We start from the raw sequence: 14,989 nt of genomic DNA, 5'->3' as shown, positions 1-14,989 counted from the left end.
TAACACAAAGAAAGACGATAGTGCATACGAAAACAGTAGTTCCATCACGAAGTTTCTATTTTTGCTTTTTTTGTGCTATTAAGCTGTTTTTTGGTTATTTGCAATATCTTTTTATCTTCTACGCACGGTTTCTAGATTAATTATCTTGTTTACCACCCGTTAAACGTGAGACATGTGCCCAAAGTTCACTTTCCCAAAAAGTATATTCGCTATTTGAGATGGACAAGTAAACTGGTATTTCTGCTTCTCTTCCTTATTCCACTGCATTACGTGCCTGATGGCCCCTTTTTTCCCACACCATATACAGGTGTAACAAGTGCAATAATGCCGCCTGTTCAACCATCCATTTACCTATCGCTTGGGCAATCACCATGCAGTATCTGGCTTGATGGCTGGTGCAACACCGACACGGGACTGTGGCTTGTGGAACCATTAGGTGCAATGCAGGCACTTGTAACCACAAAAGTTGAACTCCTAACACCCACAATCATTTCCTTAGCAATAGTTCTTGTCATAATTGTTATTCTTGGGTCAATGTTTTGCAGTTGGGCATGCCCCGTTGGCACAATAGTTGATAGTTTTGACCGATTTGTCGAGCGGTTCCTTCCAAAAATTGAAGCAAAACGCGCCAAAATAGTTGACAAAAACCTTAAAGACGCCATAAAAGAAGCAGAAGCAAAAAAAGTCAACCCTAAACTTTGTGTCACTTGCCCCGTCACAAAAATCTTCACCAAAAATGGTGTAGTTGCCACAGGAATTTTGGCTGGTTCAGTGGGTGCTGCTTCGGTATTGGGCTTTAACGCTTTCTGTTTAATTTGTCCCATCGGGATTGCAAGCCGCGGTTTATTCCATTATAAAGCAACCACATTCGCGACAAAAGCAGTTGGCGGAGAGGTTGTTTCTGCCCCAAAATATAGCGGTCTATTCTATGCGGGACCATTCTATCTTGAACTGCTCATTTTCCCTGTAATTGCGGTTCTTGTTAGTCTCAAAGAGCGCAGGTTCTGGTGCAACAAACTATGCCCCGTCGGCGCCCTAATAAATCTGACATCCACTTTGAACCCCTTCATAAAACCTAAAAGAGACCCAGAAAAATGCATAATGAATCGTTGCCCAGAAAACTGCCCCGACCGACACATCGACTACTGTGGAGTCTGCCGTAAAATAGACAACTACAAATGCATGCGGTCTTGCCCCGCACAGATAAATCTGCTAAACGAAAATGCCATGCTTAACCGATGCACTAAATGCATGGAATGCTACATCGCCTGCGACCATGGCGCCATAAAAATCCGCTGGTTCGCAAAACCCGACATTTGCAAACTCAAAAACCTGTTCAACCGTAAAAAGAAAACAGAAAAGCCACTTTCTGTCTAAACAGTGAGCATAAGCGGTTTAGTGGTGTCCTTTGAGTTTCCAGTACATGCTGCCAATTGCGAAGCGTGCCATCATTTGGCTGTAGTAGTTGCCTTTTATTTTGCCCTTCCAAAGTTGCCGCAGAATGTACTTGGTTGAGTATAGGTGGTTGTAGAAGTCTTTGCGGATACGGGCGATTTCTTCATTGTCTATGTTGGGGTTCTCAAAGACGGGGTTCATGGTGTCGTAGAGGTTCCAGTCATTGCTGATTTTCCAGTCCTTCGCCTCAATCGTCGCACGCAACTCAGTTCCTGGATAAGGCGTAGCAATACATAGGTACGCGTCGTCGGACTCCATTTTCTTGAGCAAATCAACCGTTTGCTTAACCATGTCCATAGTGTCGCCGGGGTAAGAAACAATTGCAGAAACCGCCACAAACAAACCCTCCTTCTTAGCCAACTTAACAGCAGCAATATTTTGTTCAACCACTGTGTGCTTGTGAAAAGCATCCAACAAGGTTTGGCAGCCAGATTCAACGCCAAAGGAAACCTCAGCACATCGGGCACGTTTCATCCTGCCCAACATGTCCTTGTTAACTTGGTCAACGCGAGTTTGGCATCCCCATGGAAGGTTGATTTTACGTTCCACCAGTTGGTCACAGATGCTGATGATACGATCTCGATTAAGCGTTAAGATATCATCGTAGAAGGTGAAGCCGTCAGCGCCATACGTATTCTTGAGTCACTCAATTTCGTCAACCACGTTGGTTGCACTTCGGGCTCGGAATTGGGCGCCAAAACTCTGGCTAGTTACGCAAAACGCGCATTGGAATGGGCATCCGCGGCTGCTCATAACGGGGAGGAAGGTTTTGCCGTAAATGTGATACTTGTCCAGTGGGAACAGGTGATAGGCGGGTCTTGGCATTTCATCAAGATTCTGAATAAATGCCCTTTTTTTGTTTTGCACAATTTTGTCGTCTTTGCGATAAGTGATACCATCAACTTTTGCGAGGTCAAGTTTATCCACCGTGTCTGCCAATTCTAGCAGTGTCATTTCGCCTTCGCCTCGCACAATAACATCGATTGCTGGTACTTCCTCAAGTAGTTCCTTGTCCATGAAGGTGGCGTGTGCTCCTCCAACGAGGACTTGCGCGTTTGGAAGGACTTCTTTGGCGGTTTTGGCTGATTGGATTGAGGATTTGATGGTTGGGGTGGTGCCTGTGATGCCCACGATGTCTGGGTTAAAGCTGGCGAGTTCTTTTTGGAGTTGCGTTTGGTCTAAGCCATTTGCTGGGCAATCGATAACTTTGACTTCGTGACCGCCTTTTTCAGCAACTGCGGCAAGATATGCTATACCGAGGGGGAGAAGAAGCGGGTGATGAAAAGAGCCTTCCATGAAGGGTGGGTTGATTAGCGCAATTTTTGTTTTAGCCATCTTTTACCACGGTGAATTTTCGAGACTAAGTAAATTGATGGTTTAAATGAGTGGTTTTAGACACTAATAAGCTTTGAGAATTAATAGGAAAAAACGTGAATTTGACTAATTTAGCTGACTGCGGCTTTGGCGGGATGTTTCTGTATGAACTTTTGCTTTTTGTAGGGTGATAATTGGCTAAATACTATTATAGAACATTAAATTTATTAGTTCAGGCCTTATGCTTTAAGGGTTAAGAGGGCAACAGCATGGCAATGTCAACTAAACTAAAAACAATAATCAGCCAATCCAGCCGAATAGACTTAGCATCCTACATGTTCTACTTTATAGGCGGAATAATCCTGCTGGTATTCTTCCCATTAACAAGTTTTGCCCCCCATGTGCTCCTACTTGGCATCTTAGGCGTGGTCACGGGGTACTTTTTGTTTAAGAAAAGAAAAGAAACAATGCTGCTGATTTTCGTGTATTTTATAACGGCATCGGTTTTCTCAATTTACACAGTGGTTGTCGGCGGCTTTGGCAATTACGTAGTTGCAGGCTTACTTGTTGCCTATGCCATATTGACGTGGGTATTCACAATTTATCTTGGACTGTTTAAAGGCACCAAAGCTTAGATGCCTCTAAACAGCTTAACATTCACCGCTTGATCTACATCCACAAACTGCATGTTTTCATGAATCTCCACAAACCCATCAGCCTTAGCCAGACTGGTTATGGCTCCACTTGCGCCACTTTCAACGGGTTCTGCAATCAAACGGCAATCCTTATCCCACAAAAGCTTCGCCATCACAAACGTCCGCCTACCCTTAGCACTAAACATACGTGCGCCAGCAAACGCCTTAACAGTTTTCAACTCCGTTACAGGTCTACCAGCTAACTCCTGCACTATAGGTTTAGCAAGCAAATAAAACATCAACAACGCCGCCACAGGCTGTCCCGGTAGAGAAAAAATCGGTTTCTTCTCCGCGAACGCAACTGAAACAGGTTTTCCAGGTTTAACGGCAACACCATACACGATTAATCCTGGTTTTCCCAGAGCATCCACAATTTGAGGCGTGTAATCTTTGGGTCCAACCGAAACCCCGCCAGTAGTAATCACAATATCCGCAGAATCCAACGCACATCTAAGCGTCTTAGCCAAAGCTTCTTTATCATCGCCAACCACGCCAAAGTACACAGGTTTAGCTCCACACTCAATGATTGCTGTGCTGATGCTGTATGCGTTGATGTCATAGATTTTTCCTGGAAGCAAAGGTTTTCCCAACTCTGTTACTTCTGCGCCTGTGGATAGCACGGCTACGATGGGCATTTTGGAGACTTTCACGCTGGTTTTTCCCAACGCTGCCAGCACACCAATCTCGGAAGCGCCCAAAATCTTGCCGGCTTTAAGGATGACTTCGCCATTTTTTATATCAGCGCCTTTTTTCATGGTGTTCTCGTTTGGGGTTAGGCTAACGTAAACTTGTAAGTCATCGCCTTCCCGTTCAGTGTCCTCAACCATGACAACTGCATCTGCACCTTCAGGAATCGGTGCACCCGTAACTATTTCAACTGCTTCCCCTTTCTCAAGCACGACTTTGGGCTGTTCACCCACCAAAATTGAACCCACCATTTTGAGCTGTACTGGAGTGTTTTCGTCTGCACTGCTGGTTTCTTCTGCTTTTAGGGCGTACCCATCTACAATTGAGCGGTTAAAGGAGGGAATATCCATTGTGGAGGTTACGTCTTCTTTTAGTACCCGATTGTATGCTTCCAGTAATGGTGCTTCTTCTTCTCCAAGTGGGAAAGCTGTGAATTGAGTGTTAATTGCTTTTTTTGCTTCTTCAAGAGTCATGAGTTTTCTAAACATTGTTTTCTGTCTCCACGTCTGCGAACATGTGAACTGTAACTGTTTCATCTTGGGTTAAGCCTCCGCGGTTCTCAGGAATAATTACAAACCCGCTGCTCTGGGTCATCGTAGTTATGGTTCCTGAACCTTTAGCGCTAATTGGAATCGCCACCAACTCGCCGTCCTTCCAAACTACTTTCACGCATACATAGGTTTTCCTACCCAGCACACCCGCAATCTTCTTAATCATAGTCGCCTGCAACACTGGTCTTGGCTCTTCACAATTCAACCCAAGCAACTTACTGATTAAGGGTCTGCCAAAAACCTCAAAACCAACAACCGACGCCACAGGATTACCCGACAAAATCATAATCGGCTTATTGTCAACTACAGCCACTCCAGTTGGCATTGCAGGTCGCAGCGCAACGCCATGAACAACAACGCCGGGTTTTCCAAGACTATTCACTGCGTCAGGAACCAAGTCTAAACCGCCCACGCTGGTTCCGCCAGTCGTGATAACTGCATCCGCAGCCTTAAGCGCTTGCCCAATCTTGCCAACTATTTCTTCCATGTTGTCTTTTGCAACGCCCAAGTCCAGAGTTTTTGCACCAAGCTCTTGGCATTCTGCGGCAAGAATGGTTTTGGTTGAATCATAAATCTGATTCTCCGCTGGTGTGGTGCCTACTGCGGCAACTTCGTTTCCCGTGGCAACAAGTGCGATAGTTGGTTTTTCAAAAACAGGCAACTGCACAAACCCAAAAGCAGAAGCTAAACCGATATGATACGGGTTTAAGCGGAATCCAGCCTTTAGAAAAACTGTGCCTGCCGCTACGTCTTCGCCTTTTCTGGAAATGTTGCCTCCGAGGGCAATTTGGCTAAAAACCTGTAGTTTGTCGCCTTCAAGAGTGGTGTTTTCAAGTATGACTACGGAGTCTGCGCCTTTGGGGATGGGGTTTCCTGTCCAAATTTGCCTCGCCTGCCCCTCACAGACTTCGCCGTCACGGATTAGCTGCAAGGTGACGGGTTTGAATTGGGTTGCAGCCACTAAATCGGCGGATTTCACCGCGTACCCATCCATGGCTGACTTGTCAAATCTGGGCAAATCCTGCGGCGCAACTAAATCCTCCGCCAAAACATAGCCTAAAGCATCTTGCAATGACATGGTGGTTTTTCTGGGTTGAACTTGCAGTGCATCAAACCATGTTGTTAGGGCTTGGTTTATGGGGGTTAATTTTTGGAAACCTTTCAGCTTAACCAAAGCGGTTCACCATACAGCAAAATAACGAACTAACATAAAAAACATATCGAAAAACTTTGGCTTCTTCTTGGGTGAGTAAAAAAATTAAACATGTTGTGGGTGAGAAAAAGTTATTAGTTGAGGCGGTCATTAAGCCTAATCTAATAATCAAGTCTTGGATGGTTTAAGGATGCCTGAAATTCGTGTAGCAATAGTCGGCGTTGGAAACAGCGCATCAGCCCTCATTCAGGGAACCCAATACTACAAAAACGCAAAAGACAACGAAACCGTTCCTGGTCTTATGCATGTTAATTTTGGCGGATACCACATCACCGACATCAAATTCGTCGCCGCCTTTGAAGTAAACAAAGACAAAATCGGCAAAGACCTCTCCGAGGCAATATTTCTCAAACCCAACTGCGCCGTAAAATTCAGCGACGTACCCAACCTAGGCGTGACGGTTTCACCAGGCATCATTTTGGATGGTGTCGCTCCACACATGCGCGAAACCTTCAACGTTTATGACGATAGCCAAACCAGCAAAGAAAGCATCGTCAACCTGCTAAAAGAAACCAAAACCCAAGTTCTCGTTAACTACCTGCCCGTGGGCAGCCATGATGCAGTCCGTTTCTATGCGCAATGTGCAATTGACGCGGGATGTGCCTATGTGAACTGTATGCCTGAATTCATCGGCAGCGACAAATCAGGCGAGTGGCCTAAAAAATTCGCGGACGCAGGCCTGCCCGTTCTTGGTGATGACATCAAAAGCCAAGTTGGCGCAACTATTCTTCACCGAACCCTTGTACGGCTCTGTCTTGACCGAGGAACAATCGTTGATGAAACATACCAGCTAAACCTTGGCGGAGACACTGACTTCCAAAACATGACCGTAGAAAACCGCCTCACATCCAAACGTATTAGCAAAACCGAAGCCGTCACCAGCCTCGTACCATACGACCTACCCACACGCATTGGTCCCTCAGATTTTGTACAGTTCCTAAATAACAAGAAAATCTGCTACATCAGCCTAAAAACCCGTGCATTCGGAGACCGCCCAATCACCATCAGCGCCAAACTAGAAGTAGAAGACAGCCCCAACAGTGCAGGCGTAGTCATCGACCTTATCCGAGCCGCAAAAATCGCTTTGGACCGCAAAATCAGTGGCGCACTTATCAGTATGCCTTCGTACGCGTTTAAGCATCCTCCAGTTCAGGTTCCTGACTCTCAAGCACTGCAATGGACTGAAGAGTGGGTAGCAGGCAAGCGCGAACGCTAAACCCGTTTTTTCTTTTCTTAAACCTTTTATAGTTTGATGGCAGTTCACGTTATCTTAATTATAAACTTGGGAAGGTTCAAGGTTATGGTAAAAATTGAATCATACGATGTTCCTGAAGGGCTATATTATTCAAATGATTTTTCATGGGTTAAAATTGAGGGCGAAAAAGTCCGCATAGGCATAACTGATTATGCTCAAAAATCACTTAGGGAAATCGTTTACGCCGAGTTGCCAAGCGTAGGCACCGAAATCAAACAAAACGAGCCATACGGCACACTTGAATCCGTCAAGGCAGTCTCGGATTTGGTTGCTCCAATCAGCGGCACAATCACCGAAGTCAACGATGAAGTGCAATCCAAACCCGAAACCCTAAACGAAGACCCCTACAGCAACGGCTGGCTAATCGTAGTAACACCCAGCAACCTACAAGCCGACCTTGCTATCATTATGGATTTTGACAAAGCCGTTGAGTGGCACAAGGCGCAAGCCGCAGGAAAATGCTGACCTGAAGGCATGGCAATGGCACGGCGCATAGTAATCATCGGCGCTAACGCTTCAGGCGTAGAAGCTGCCTCTGCCGCAAGAAAAAAAGACCGCACAGCCGAAATCACACTAATCACGCAGGAAACCAACGCGGGCTACTCACGCTGCGGCTTACCATTTGTGATTGGCGGTCAAATCAAATGTTTTAGAGACCTAATAGTTTACCCCCAAGCATTCTTCCAAATGCAAAAGCTTAACCTGCGCACCGAAACCAAAGCCACCAAAATAAACACCAACGAAAAAACTGTTACCATACAAACCAAAATAGGAACAACCGAAACGCTGCCCTATGACAGTCTAATAATCGCCACAGGCGCAGATAGCTTCACACCCCCAATCAAAGGCAAAGAAAAACCTGGCGTGCTAAGCTTACGCGGCATGGAAGACGGCGAATGTATCGACGCAGTTGTTAAAGCAGGCGCAAAATCCGCTGTCATCATGGGTGCAGGACTTATCGGCTTAGAAGTTGGCGTTGGCTTAATAGAGCGTGGACTACAAGTCACAATCGTGGAGATGCTCCCCCAGATTCTGCCCCAACTATTGGACGCGGACATGGCAAAACTGGTGCAGGAACACCTCGAATCTAAGGGCATGAAAATCCTCACCTGCAAATGCGTCGAAGAATTCCTCGGAGACCAAAAAGTCACCGCGATACTGGCTGGCGGAGAAAAAATCGAAGCCGACCTATTCATCAGCGCCTTTGGCGTACGTGCAAACACCAAACTTGCCGTTGACGTGGGAATTCCATTGGGTGAGACACGCGCAATCAAAACTAACGGCAGGATGGAAACCGAAGTCAAAGATGTCTATGCTGTGGGTGACTGTGCTGAAGCCCCAAACATTGTTACGCATAAGCCCTGTTGTCCCCAACTTGGCACTGTAGCGGTCAGGATGGGTAAGGTTGCAGGCGCAAATGCTGGCGGCGGCTACTCACAATTCAGCGGAGTCTTAGCATCCGCAGTCACGCGACTTTTTGAAATTGAGGCCGGTAACACAGGCTTAACTGAAACTGCCGCGGCAAGAAACCGCATCGAAGTAGTCACAGGAGCCATAACCAGCAAAACCCGCGCGGACTACTACCCCGACGCAAAACCCATCAAAGTAAAACTCATCGTCGAAAAAGAATCCCAACGTATTGTTGGTGGGCAAGTTATCGGAGGCGAAGAAGTAACGCAGCGCGTTAACTGTCTGAGCTTTGCAATTCAGCAGGGTATGACTGTTCGGGAACTCGCCAAAGCTGACACTGCTTACGCGCCGCCTCTGTGTGAGACTTGGGAGCCTATGGTGCTTGCGGCGGAAATGGTGCTGATGAAGCTGCGGTAAGTGGGCAGCAGTTAGCCCTCTCTTTTTAAAATTTGCATTATTAATGGTAGTAGCAAAGAGAGAATTATTGTTGCGGTGCCTAAGTAGGCGAAGTTTTGGTGGTCTGCGATGGCTGGCGAAAATTGGTATAATGGGAAGTAGTTGAAAGAATCTAAACGAATGAAAATTTCGCTTGGGTGTTCAATGATAAACAGGGCGTTTTCGAATAGGCTGACCACGAGTAAAACTGCTCCAAATCCGGCTAAAGCTATTTTCGTTTTTCTGCCAGAGCCTTTACTGCCCAAGGCAATTAGTTTGCTGCTTTTCGCCGCTAAAGATGCTGCCAACAGGCAGAAAAATGGCACGGCAAAATACAGGTACTTAAACGAACTAATGTACGGCACAGGCCAACCGAAAACCATGGCAAACAGCAAATCGATACTGCAAATAACCGCTACCGTTCCAAAACAAACCAAATCCATACGTCTTAAACCTGCAAAAAACCTCCAGAAACATGCAGTTAGAACCAGCGAGAAAATTGTTGCAGCCCACAAAAACCAGCCTCCACTTTGCACCAGAAGGTTCAGAAGATAAGTGGGTGAGGAATTGGTTAGGTGTCCTCCAAAGTCTGTGCTAAAGTAAACGTTTAAAAAATTAGAGTTAAAAAATATGCCATACCACACAAACTGCAGAAGAGCAATAGGTGCAAGAAAAATCCACAGTTTTCTTGTAGAAAGTCTGAAATCGGTTTCTTGACGGTTCAAAAAAAGCAATAGCGCAATTGGAACCAGCATAAACACGGCATAAAGTTTTGTAAGTAATGCAATTCCAAACACTGCTCCAGCTGCCAAAACCAGTCGCTCCGAATTACGCCGCACAGCATAAACCGCCACAATCAGAAACAGTAAACTGAAAAAGAGGGCTTTTACGTCTATGAGGAAAATTTTTGAAATGTAAACCTGCCATGGAACCACCGCGAAAAGAGCAGCTGCTGCCAGTCCAGTTCGCCTGCCGTAGAGTAGAGTGCCAGCGGCGTAAAGCAGCGTTATGCAGCCAAGAGCAAAAGCAATCTGGATGGAGATGGCGTTGTGGTAATTTAACCCGGAAATAGCAAAGATGGGTGCGTTGATGTAGAAGCCAAGTGGGGGCTGGTTTATAATATTGTGGTTAACCAAGGGAAAGCCATTGCTTAACACGTTTCCCGCAGCCTCAAATTCTAGGTCGGAATCCCAATTGTGATATTCGCCAATGGACAGCAAAAGTAACAGAGCGCCAATTAAAACCCCGATTAACGGGTAATGCCTAAGCAGAAAAGCCTTGAAGTTTTGAGCTGTCAACTCCTCCCACAAACACGTAATTTTGTGTCAAGGTATTTTTAAAATTTCCCAAAAACAGACTAGAACTTTTGTCAATTTAAGACACAATAGACGTACACTGCTCAAAATGGGCAACTGACATTTCATTTACCTTTTTGTTCATTCACAGAAATCTGATAAGTATTTATTAACCTTAAGTAAAGACTGCTCTGATAGTGTGCATCCTTAATGGTAAAGTATAAAGCTCTGGCAATAAAGACAGGCTACTGGAAACCCAAAGAGGACTACCACGCCAAAATCGCCAAAGCCCTTGCGGGCAGGGTTTTGGATGGCGACTTCGTGGTGATTTCTGAAAAAGCAGTTTCCACAGCACAGGGCAACATAATTGATGAGGCTCAGGTTAAGCCAAGTTTAAGTGCCAAATTTTTAGCGCGGGTTTGGATGCAGCTGGTTTGGGGTTACTTTTTGGGTGCGCTGTGCCATTTTGGACCAAGACTCATCAGGCGACTCCGCGAGTACCCCATAGAATCAGGCGGCAAGCACAAGCAGGTAATCTTGCAGTACGCGGGGCTCTTTCAGGCTTTGCTGTTCGGGTCGGAAGGCGGCATCGACGGCTCCAATCTGCCCTACTCATACGTGAGTATGCCCCTAAAGAACCCTCAAGAAACCGCCGAACAAATCCGCGGGTACATTCAAGCTACCCTAAATCGGCGCGTCTGCATAATTATCGTTGACACAGACAAAACTTATCTTTTCCGAAATTTTTACTTCACTCCGTTGCCCCACGCCGTCAAAGGCATCCCCGCCTTCGGTGGTTTATTTACTTATCTTGTTGGCAGGGTACTTAGGTTCAAGAAGAGTTCTACACCGCTTGCAGTTGCTGGCTGCAGGTTTCATGCTGGTGAATCCTTAAAAATCGCTAACATCGCTGACCATGTACGGGGGGCTGGTTCGGGTGCAACTGTTTGGGATATGGCGGCTCGTTTTGGCGTGGAGGTTAGTGGTGTCAGTTATGATATGCTCGCCAATGTTAAGCATAAACCTGTTGTTATAGTACGCAAAACCCCCCGTTAAATGCCTTGCAAAGCCATAGTTTATGAACACAATCTTAATACCACTGTTTTTTTCGTTAGTAGGAAAAATACAAGTTGGGAAAATAATATGGAAGACGCAGTGCAGAATATTGATGCTTTCTTCAATCCAAAAAGCGTAGCCGTTATAGGTGCAACCAAAAAACTCGATAAAGCAGGACAAGTCATATTCAAAAGCTTTGCCACAAACAAGAAACGGGATGTTTTCAAAGGAGAACTCTACCCGGTTAATCCCAAAGAGGACTCCATTTTAGGTTTCAAATGTTATCATACCCTAAGTGAAATCACCGACCCAATTGACTTAATTGTGGTTATTGTTCCAGCAAAAGCTGTCCCCGGCGTTATGGAAGAAGCCGTGGCGAAAAAAGTAAAAAATGCAGTAATCATCAGCTCAGGATTCAAAGAAGTTGGAAACAAAGAGCTTGAAGACCAAGTGGTCGAAATCGCCAAAAAAGGCGGCATCCGCCTGCTTGGACCAAACTGTCTAGGCGTTTACTACTCAAAAACAGGTGTAGACACATTATTTTTGCCTGAAACCAAGGTTTTAACCACAGGCGAAGAAGTCGTTGCCACACCAAGACCAATGCCCGGCAACATTGCCATGATTACTCAGAGCGGTGCTTTTGGTGTTGCAGCTTTGGACTATTTGACTGGACACCAAATTGGCATTAGCAAATTCGTAAGTTTTGGAAACAAATGTGACGTAACTGAATCTGACATTCTCGATTACCTGCTACATGATGAAGAAACCAAAGTCATAATGGTTTACTTAGAAGACGTTAAAGGCGGAAGAGCTTTTCTTGAAGTAGCTAAAAAAGTCACCCTTAAAAAACCAGTAGTCATAATCAAATCAGGCAGAAGCTCCGCAGGTGCACGAGCCGCAGCCTCCCACACTGGAGCCATCGCAGGTTCAGACAAAGTTTACGATGCAGCCTTTGAGCAATGTGGAGTTATACGAGCACGGGACATGGAAGAGTTCTTTGACATAGGTAAAGCCCTTGCAATGCAGCCTCCAGCTTTAGGCAAAAACCTCGGCATCTTAACGGATGCTGGTGGACCTGGAGTTATGGCTGTTGATGAATGTGAAGACCTAGGTTTAACCGTTGACCGTTTCTCTGAAGGAACATTAAAGAAATTCCAAGAACTAAAAGACCAAAACATCATCCTCAAAATCGCGGCAACATCCAACCCCGTTGACCTCACTGGTTCAGTAACTGATGACATGTTCGTTATGGCTGCTGACTTGATGTTTCAGGATCCACAGATTTATGGCATAATCCTTCTGGGGCTCCATCACATGCCAGGTTTACGTGAAGTACATATTGACGGCTTAGCTAAAATCGCTTCTGAATACACCAAACCCATAGTTATGTGCGACATCGGCGAGACAGAAATGGCGCTTTATACACGGTCAAGATTTGACAAGCTCGGCGTGCCATCTTTTGAATCACCCGAAGACGCAGCTAGAGCTATTAACGCGCTGGTTCAATACGGAGCATATCTGAAAAAGAACGGCTACGACCAAGAATACATCAAAGAATTCTACAGCAAAAAGAAATAATCAATCGGCATAGTCCACTTTAACGTGGCTGCCATCCTTTATTTTTAATTTTTCTCTTAAATTTTCTTTAGCAACTATTTCTAACACGTTTTCAGGGTAATTGGGCACCAACGGAATAATAACCGCGCAAGCTACCCCCTCAATCTTAGCGGGAAACAGTTTGCCCTCAAAAAAGCCCTGCTCTGGCTTAATCACAAACCCCCCCGCTGTCTGCATTTGCAGTTTCTTGTTCTGATTTTCCTTTGAAAGCAAAATGTTGAGGGTTCCAAGATACGGCAAAAACCCCGCAAACTCCCCTATCTGCTTGGTTACCCAGGGTAGGGAAACAAATTTTTTTCCTTCGCCTTTGCCGCTGAAAACTGTTCCTTCAATTGTGACTTGCAAGGTTGCTACTCTTGAGTTTTAAGCCACTCAGCAACTTGCCGCAAAATCGGGTCAGAAGTGATGTCAACCACGGGCACAATCATTTTTTCTTTGGTTTCAATAATGGGTGCGTACTTGGGCATCATCGCGTACCCCACAAAAGTCCAGTAAACCTTGCCTTCCTCTAACAAAGCTTTAGACACCGCGCTTGTAGATGCCGTGAGTGGGAAATACAAGAATACTACGCCGTCAACCCAGTAAAGCCCCGCAAGTTTGCCGCCTGCAATCACCGAGGTGAAACGTGCGATTTCGTCGGCGCTGGCGAACTTGGTTTTTTCCATTATTACTATTTCTTTGAAGGGTTGATATGAAATGGATAATTCGTTTTTACTCAAAGCACACACCAGATACTTAATGGATATGTGGAAGGTTCCCTTTTAATTTTCCCGATAGGTATGGCACTACGCATTATGCATTAAGAATGTAACAAGAAGTGATAATAAATTTGCTTAGAAATACTCTGGCTTGGGCATTTTACTATTCGCCTTATCCTATGTTAAGATGTCGATTCTAAAAGGTTTGATTCTGTGTCCCCTGATTTTTCTGAAATACAGACTTTTAATCGGATATCTGTTTGGATGGTTTAGCACGCCTACAGCCATAACCTTATATGCGATAACACGATTTCCTAGAAAAAATCGCCAAATAACCAAAAATTTTAGTGGGCAAAAACATGAGAAGAAACTGGGGTGCGCAATGGAATATTGCAAGTATGAAGTATTTATTGGATTCTGGGCCCGATCTTTTATTCAAAAGTGCCATTGCAAAGGTTGACAGCCATGATTGCATTGTATTGGGTGCAGGGAAAGAAGTTGCTTTGGTAAATGAATATTGCCCTAATATTATAGGCATAAACCTTTCAAAAGAAACGCTCCAAAGAATAAGGCGATTTAATACTCATCGTATATTGGCTGATGCACAAAAACTTCCCATAAAAGATTCTTGTGTTGATTTAGTTGTTTGTAAATCAGCATTGCACCATTTCAGCAATCTGAATGATTCAATCTTGGAGATTAAAAGAGTTACTGTTCAACGTTCATACGTTTTTCTCTATGAACCTGGACTTTTAAATATAATAGCCTTTCTTGGTCGAAAAGTGTTCCCAACCAATATTCATGACCCTACCGAAAGACCTTTTGTTCTATCCATCTTGAGACGAACCCTTGCTAAACATTTTGAGATAGTTAATGAAATGGAGTTTTTCGTATTTGTTCATATAATTCCAATTCTCGAGAATGCCCTCAAATTAACAAGTCATCCTCGGTTGTTAAAGGGGCTTTCAAGTTTTGACGAGTTGCTTTGCAAAACTTTTTTTAAAAATTTTTGCTGGATTATGACTTTTACGTTAAGAAAAAAATATTCTTTAACTAAAAAGAATATGTAGCTAAGAAAGTTAGAAACTGGAAAAGCCGTCTGTCTTAAAGGTTGCTTGTGTTCCAGAGTCACTTTTTCCTCTCTTAGTTTTGTTATGGTGCCTTCTTCGAGGTCTTTGAGGGTGTTAACTCGGATGTATACGGGCGGTGTTTTCATGCTGCCATGTAGGAATGCTTCGGCTTCTTGCCGTCCGAAAAGCCCAATGCAGTACTGGACAAACCAGAGGGGATGGAAGGTTTTGAGGCTTA

General features: G+C 44.9%; 15 protein-coding genes. 8 read left to right on the top strand and 7 right to left on the bottom strand.

Annotation, left to right across the window (positions count from 1 at the left end; all coding sequences use genetic code 11):
• Nucleotides 1-174: 174 nt before the first annotated feature.
• Nucleotides 175-1,377 carry a 4Fe-4S binding protein gene (locus tag NWF01_04385; GenBank protein MCW4024257.1) on the top strand — a complete coding sequence of 401 codons (1,203 nt, stop codon included), beginning with the start codon at nucleotides 175-177 and terminating at the stop codon, nucleotides 1,375-1,377.
• Between the two features lie 18 nt (nucleotides 1,378-1,395).
• Here the strand turns inward: NWF01_04385 and NWF01_04380 are convergent, their stop codons facing one another.
• Together NWF01_04380 and NWF01_04375 are read right to left on the bottom strand one after the other, a co-directional pair.
• A complete protein-coding gene (locus NWF01_04380) occupies nucleotides 1,396-2,004 on the bottom strand; it encodes a radical SAM protein (protein MCW4024256.1) in 609 nt (202 codons plus the stop codon).
• 93 nt (nucleotides 2,005-2,097) lie between these two features.
• Nucleotides 2,098-2,790 (bottom strand): B12-binding domain-containing radical SAM protein, encoded by a 693-nt coding sequence (locus NWF01_04375; GenBank protein MCW4024255.1) that lies wholly within the window; start codon nucleotides 2,788-2,790, stop codon nucleotides 2,098-2,100.
• 248 nt (nucleotides 2,791-3,038) lie between these two features.
• Here NWF01_04375 and NWF01_04370 point away from each other — a divergent pair, with 248 nt between their 5' ends.
• Nucleotides 3,039-3,404: a hypothetical protein gene (locus tag NWF01_04370; protein ID MCW4024254.1), complete on the top strand. Its 366-nt coding sequence runs from the start codon at nucleotides 3,039-3,041 to the stop codon at nucleotides 3,402-3,404.
• On the opposite strand, the gene NWF01_04365 is transcribed toward NWF01_04370, so the two are convergent.
• Together NWF01_04365 and NWF01_04360 are read right to left on the bottom strand one after the other, a co-directional pair.
• Nucleotides 3,401-4,639 carry a molybdopterin-binding protein gene (locus NWF01_04365; protein ID MCW4024253.1) on the bottom strand — a complete coding sequence of 413 codons (1,239 nt, stop codon included), beginning with the start codon at nucleotides 4,637-4,639 and terminating at the stop codon, nucleotides 3,401-3,403. The genes NWF01_04370 and NWF01_04365 overlap by 4 nt on opposite strands.
• Nucleotides 4,632-5,876 carry a molybdopterin molybdotransferase MoeA gene (locus NWF01_04360; protein ID MCW4024252.1) on the bottom strand — a complete coding sequence of 415 codons (1,245 nt, stop codon included), beginning with the start codon at nucleotides 5,874-5,876 and terminating at the stop codon, nucleotides 4,632-4,634. Before NWF01_04360 ends, NWF01_04365 begins: the two co-directional genes overlap by 8 nt.
• A 169-nt stretch (nucleotides 5,877-6,045) precedes the next feature.
• Here NWF01_04360 and NWF01_04355 point away from each other — a divergent pair, with 169 nt between their 5' ends.
• From NWF01_04355 to NWF01_04345, 3 genes are all read left to right on the top strand, one after another.
• On the top strand, nucleotides 6,046-7,131 hold the full coding sequence (locus tag NWF01_04355; protein MCW4024251.1) for an inositol-3-phosphate synthase: 1,086 nt from the start codon (nucleotides 6,046-6,048) through the stop codon (nucleotides 7,129-7,131).
• Nucleotides 7,132-7,215: 84 nt separating this feature from the next.
• Nucleotides 7,216-7,635, top strand: a complete 420-nt coding sequence (gcvH, locus tag NWF01_04350; protein ID MCW4024250.1) for a glycine cleavage system protein GcvH — start codon at nucleotides 7,216-7,218, stop codon at nucleotides 7,633-7,635.
• Nucleotides 7,636-7,650: 15 nt separating this feature from the next.
• The gene (locus tag NWF01_04345; GenBank protein MCW4024249.1) at nucleotides 7,651-8,997 is read left to right on the top strand and encodes an FAD-dependent oxidoreductase; all 1,347 of its coding nucleotides are present in this window, start codon (nucleotides 7,651-7,653) and stop codon (nucleotides 8,995-8,997) included.
• An 11-nt stretch (nucleotides 8,998-9,008) separates the two neighbouring features.
• Here NWF01_04345 and NWF01_04340 read toward each other — a convergent pair whose 3' ends face one another.
• The gene (locus NWF01_04340; GenBank protein ID MCW4024248.1) at nucleotides 9,009-10,313 is read right to left on the bottom strand and encodes a glycosyltransferase family 39 protein; all 1,305 of its coding nucleotides are present in this window, start codon (nucleotides 10,311-10,313) and stop codon (nucleotides 9,009-9,011) included.
• A 207-nt stretch (nucleotides 10,314-10,520) separates the two neighbouring features.
• Here NWF01_04340 and NWF01_04335 point away from each other — a divergent pair, with 207 nt between their 5' ends.
• Complete coding sequence (locus tag NWF01_04335; GenBank protein MCW4024247.1) at nucleotides 10,521-11,366, top strand: coenzyme F420-0:L-glutamate ligase; 846 nt, start codon at nucleotides 10,521-10,523, stop codon at nucleotides 11,364-11,366.
• 87 nt (nucleotides 11,367-11,453) lie between these two features.
• Nucleotides 11,454-12,944 carry a CoA-binding protein gene (locus NWF01_04330; GenBank protein MCW4024246.1) on the top strand — a complete coding sequence of 497 codons (1,491 nt, stop codon included), beginning with the start codon at nucleotides 11,454-11,456 and terminating at the stop codon, nucleotides 12,942-12,944.
• On the opposite strand, the gene NWF01_04325 is transcribed toward NWF01_04330, so the two are convergent.
• On the bottom strand, nucleotides 12,945-13,328 hold the full coding sequence (locus NWF01_04325; GenBank protein ID MCW4024245.1) for a CTP-dependent riboflavin kinase: 384 nt from the start codon (nucleotides 13,326-13,328) through the stop codon (nucleotides 12,945-12,947).
• A 5-nt stretch (nucleotides 13,329-13,333) separates the two neighbouring features.
• Nucleotides 13,334-13,702, bottom strand: coding sequence for a hypothetical protein (locus NWF01_04320; GenBank protein MCW4024244.1), 369 nt, complete (start codon nucleotides 13,700-13,702; stop codon nucleotides 13,334-13,336).
• Between the two features lie 338 nt (nucleotides 13,703-14,040).
• Between NWF01_04320 and NWF01_04315 the strand changes: the two genes are divergently transcribed.
• Nucleotides 14,041-14,751 (top strand): class I SAM-dependent methyltransferase, encoded by a 711-nt coding sequence (locus NWF01_04315; protein ID MCW4024243.1) that lies wholly within the window; start codon nucleotides 14,041-14,043, stop codon nucleotides 14,749-14,751.
• Nucleotides 14,752-14,989: the final 238 nt, after the last annotated feature.

Source organism: Candidatus Bathyarchaeota archaeon (assembly GCA_026014585.1).
GTDB lineage: Archaea > Thermoproteota > Bathyarchaeia > Bathyarchaeales > Bathycorpusculaceae > Bathycorpusculum.
The sequence above is the reverse complement of the archived record's forward strand: the minus strand, read 5'-3'. Positions and strand labels throughout refer to the sequence as shown.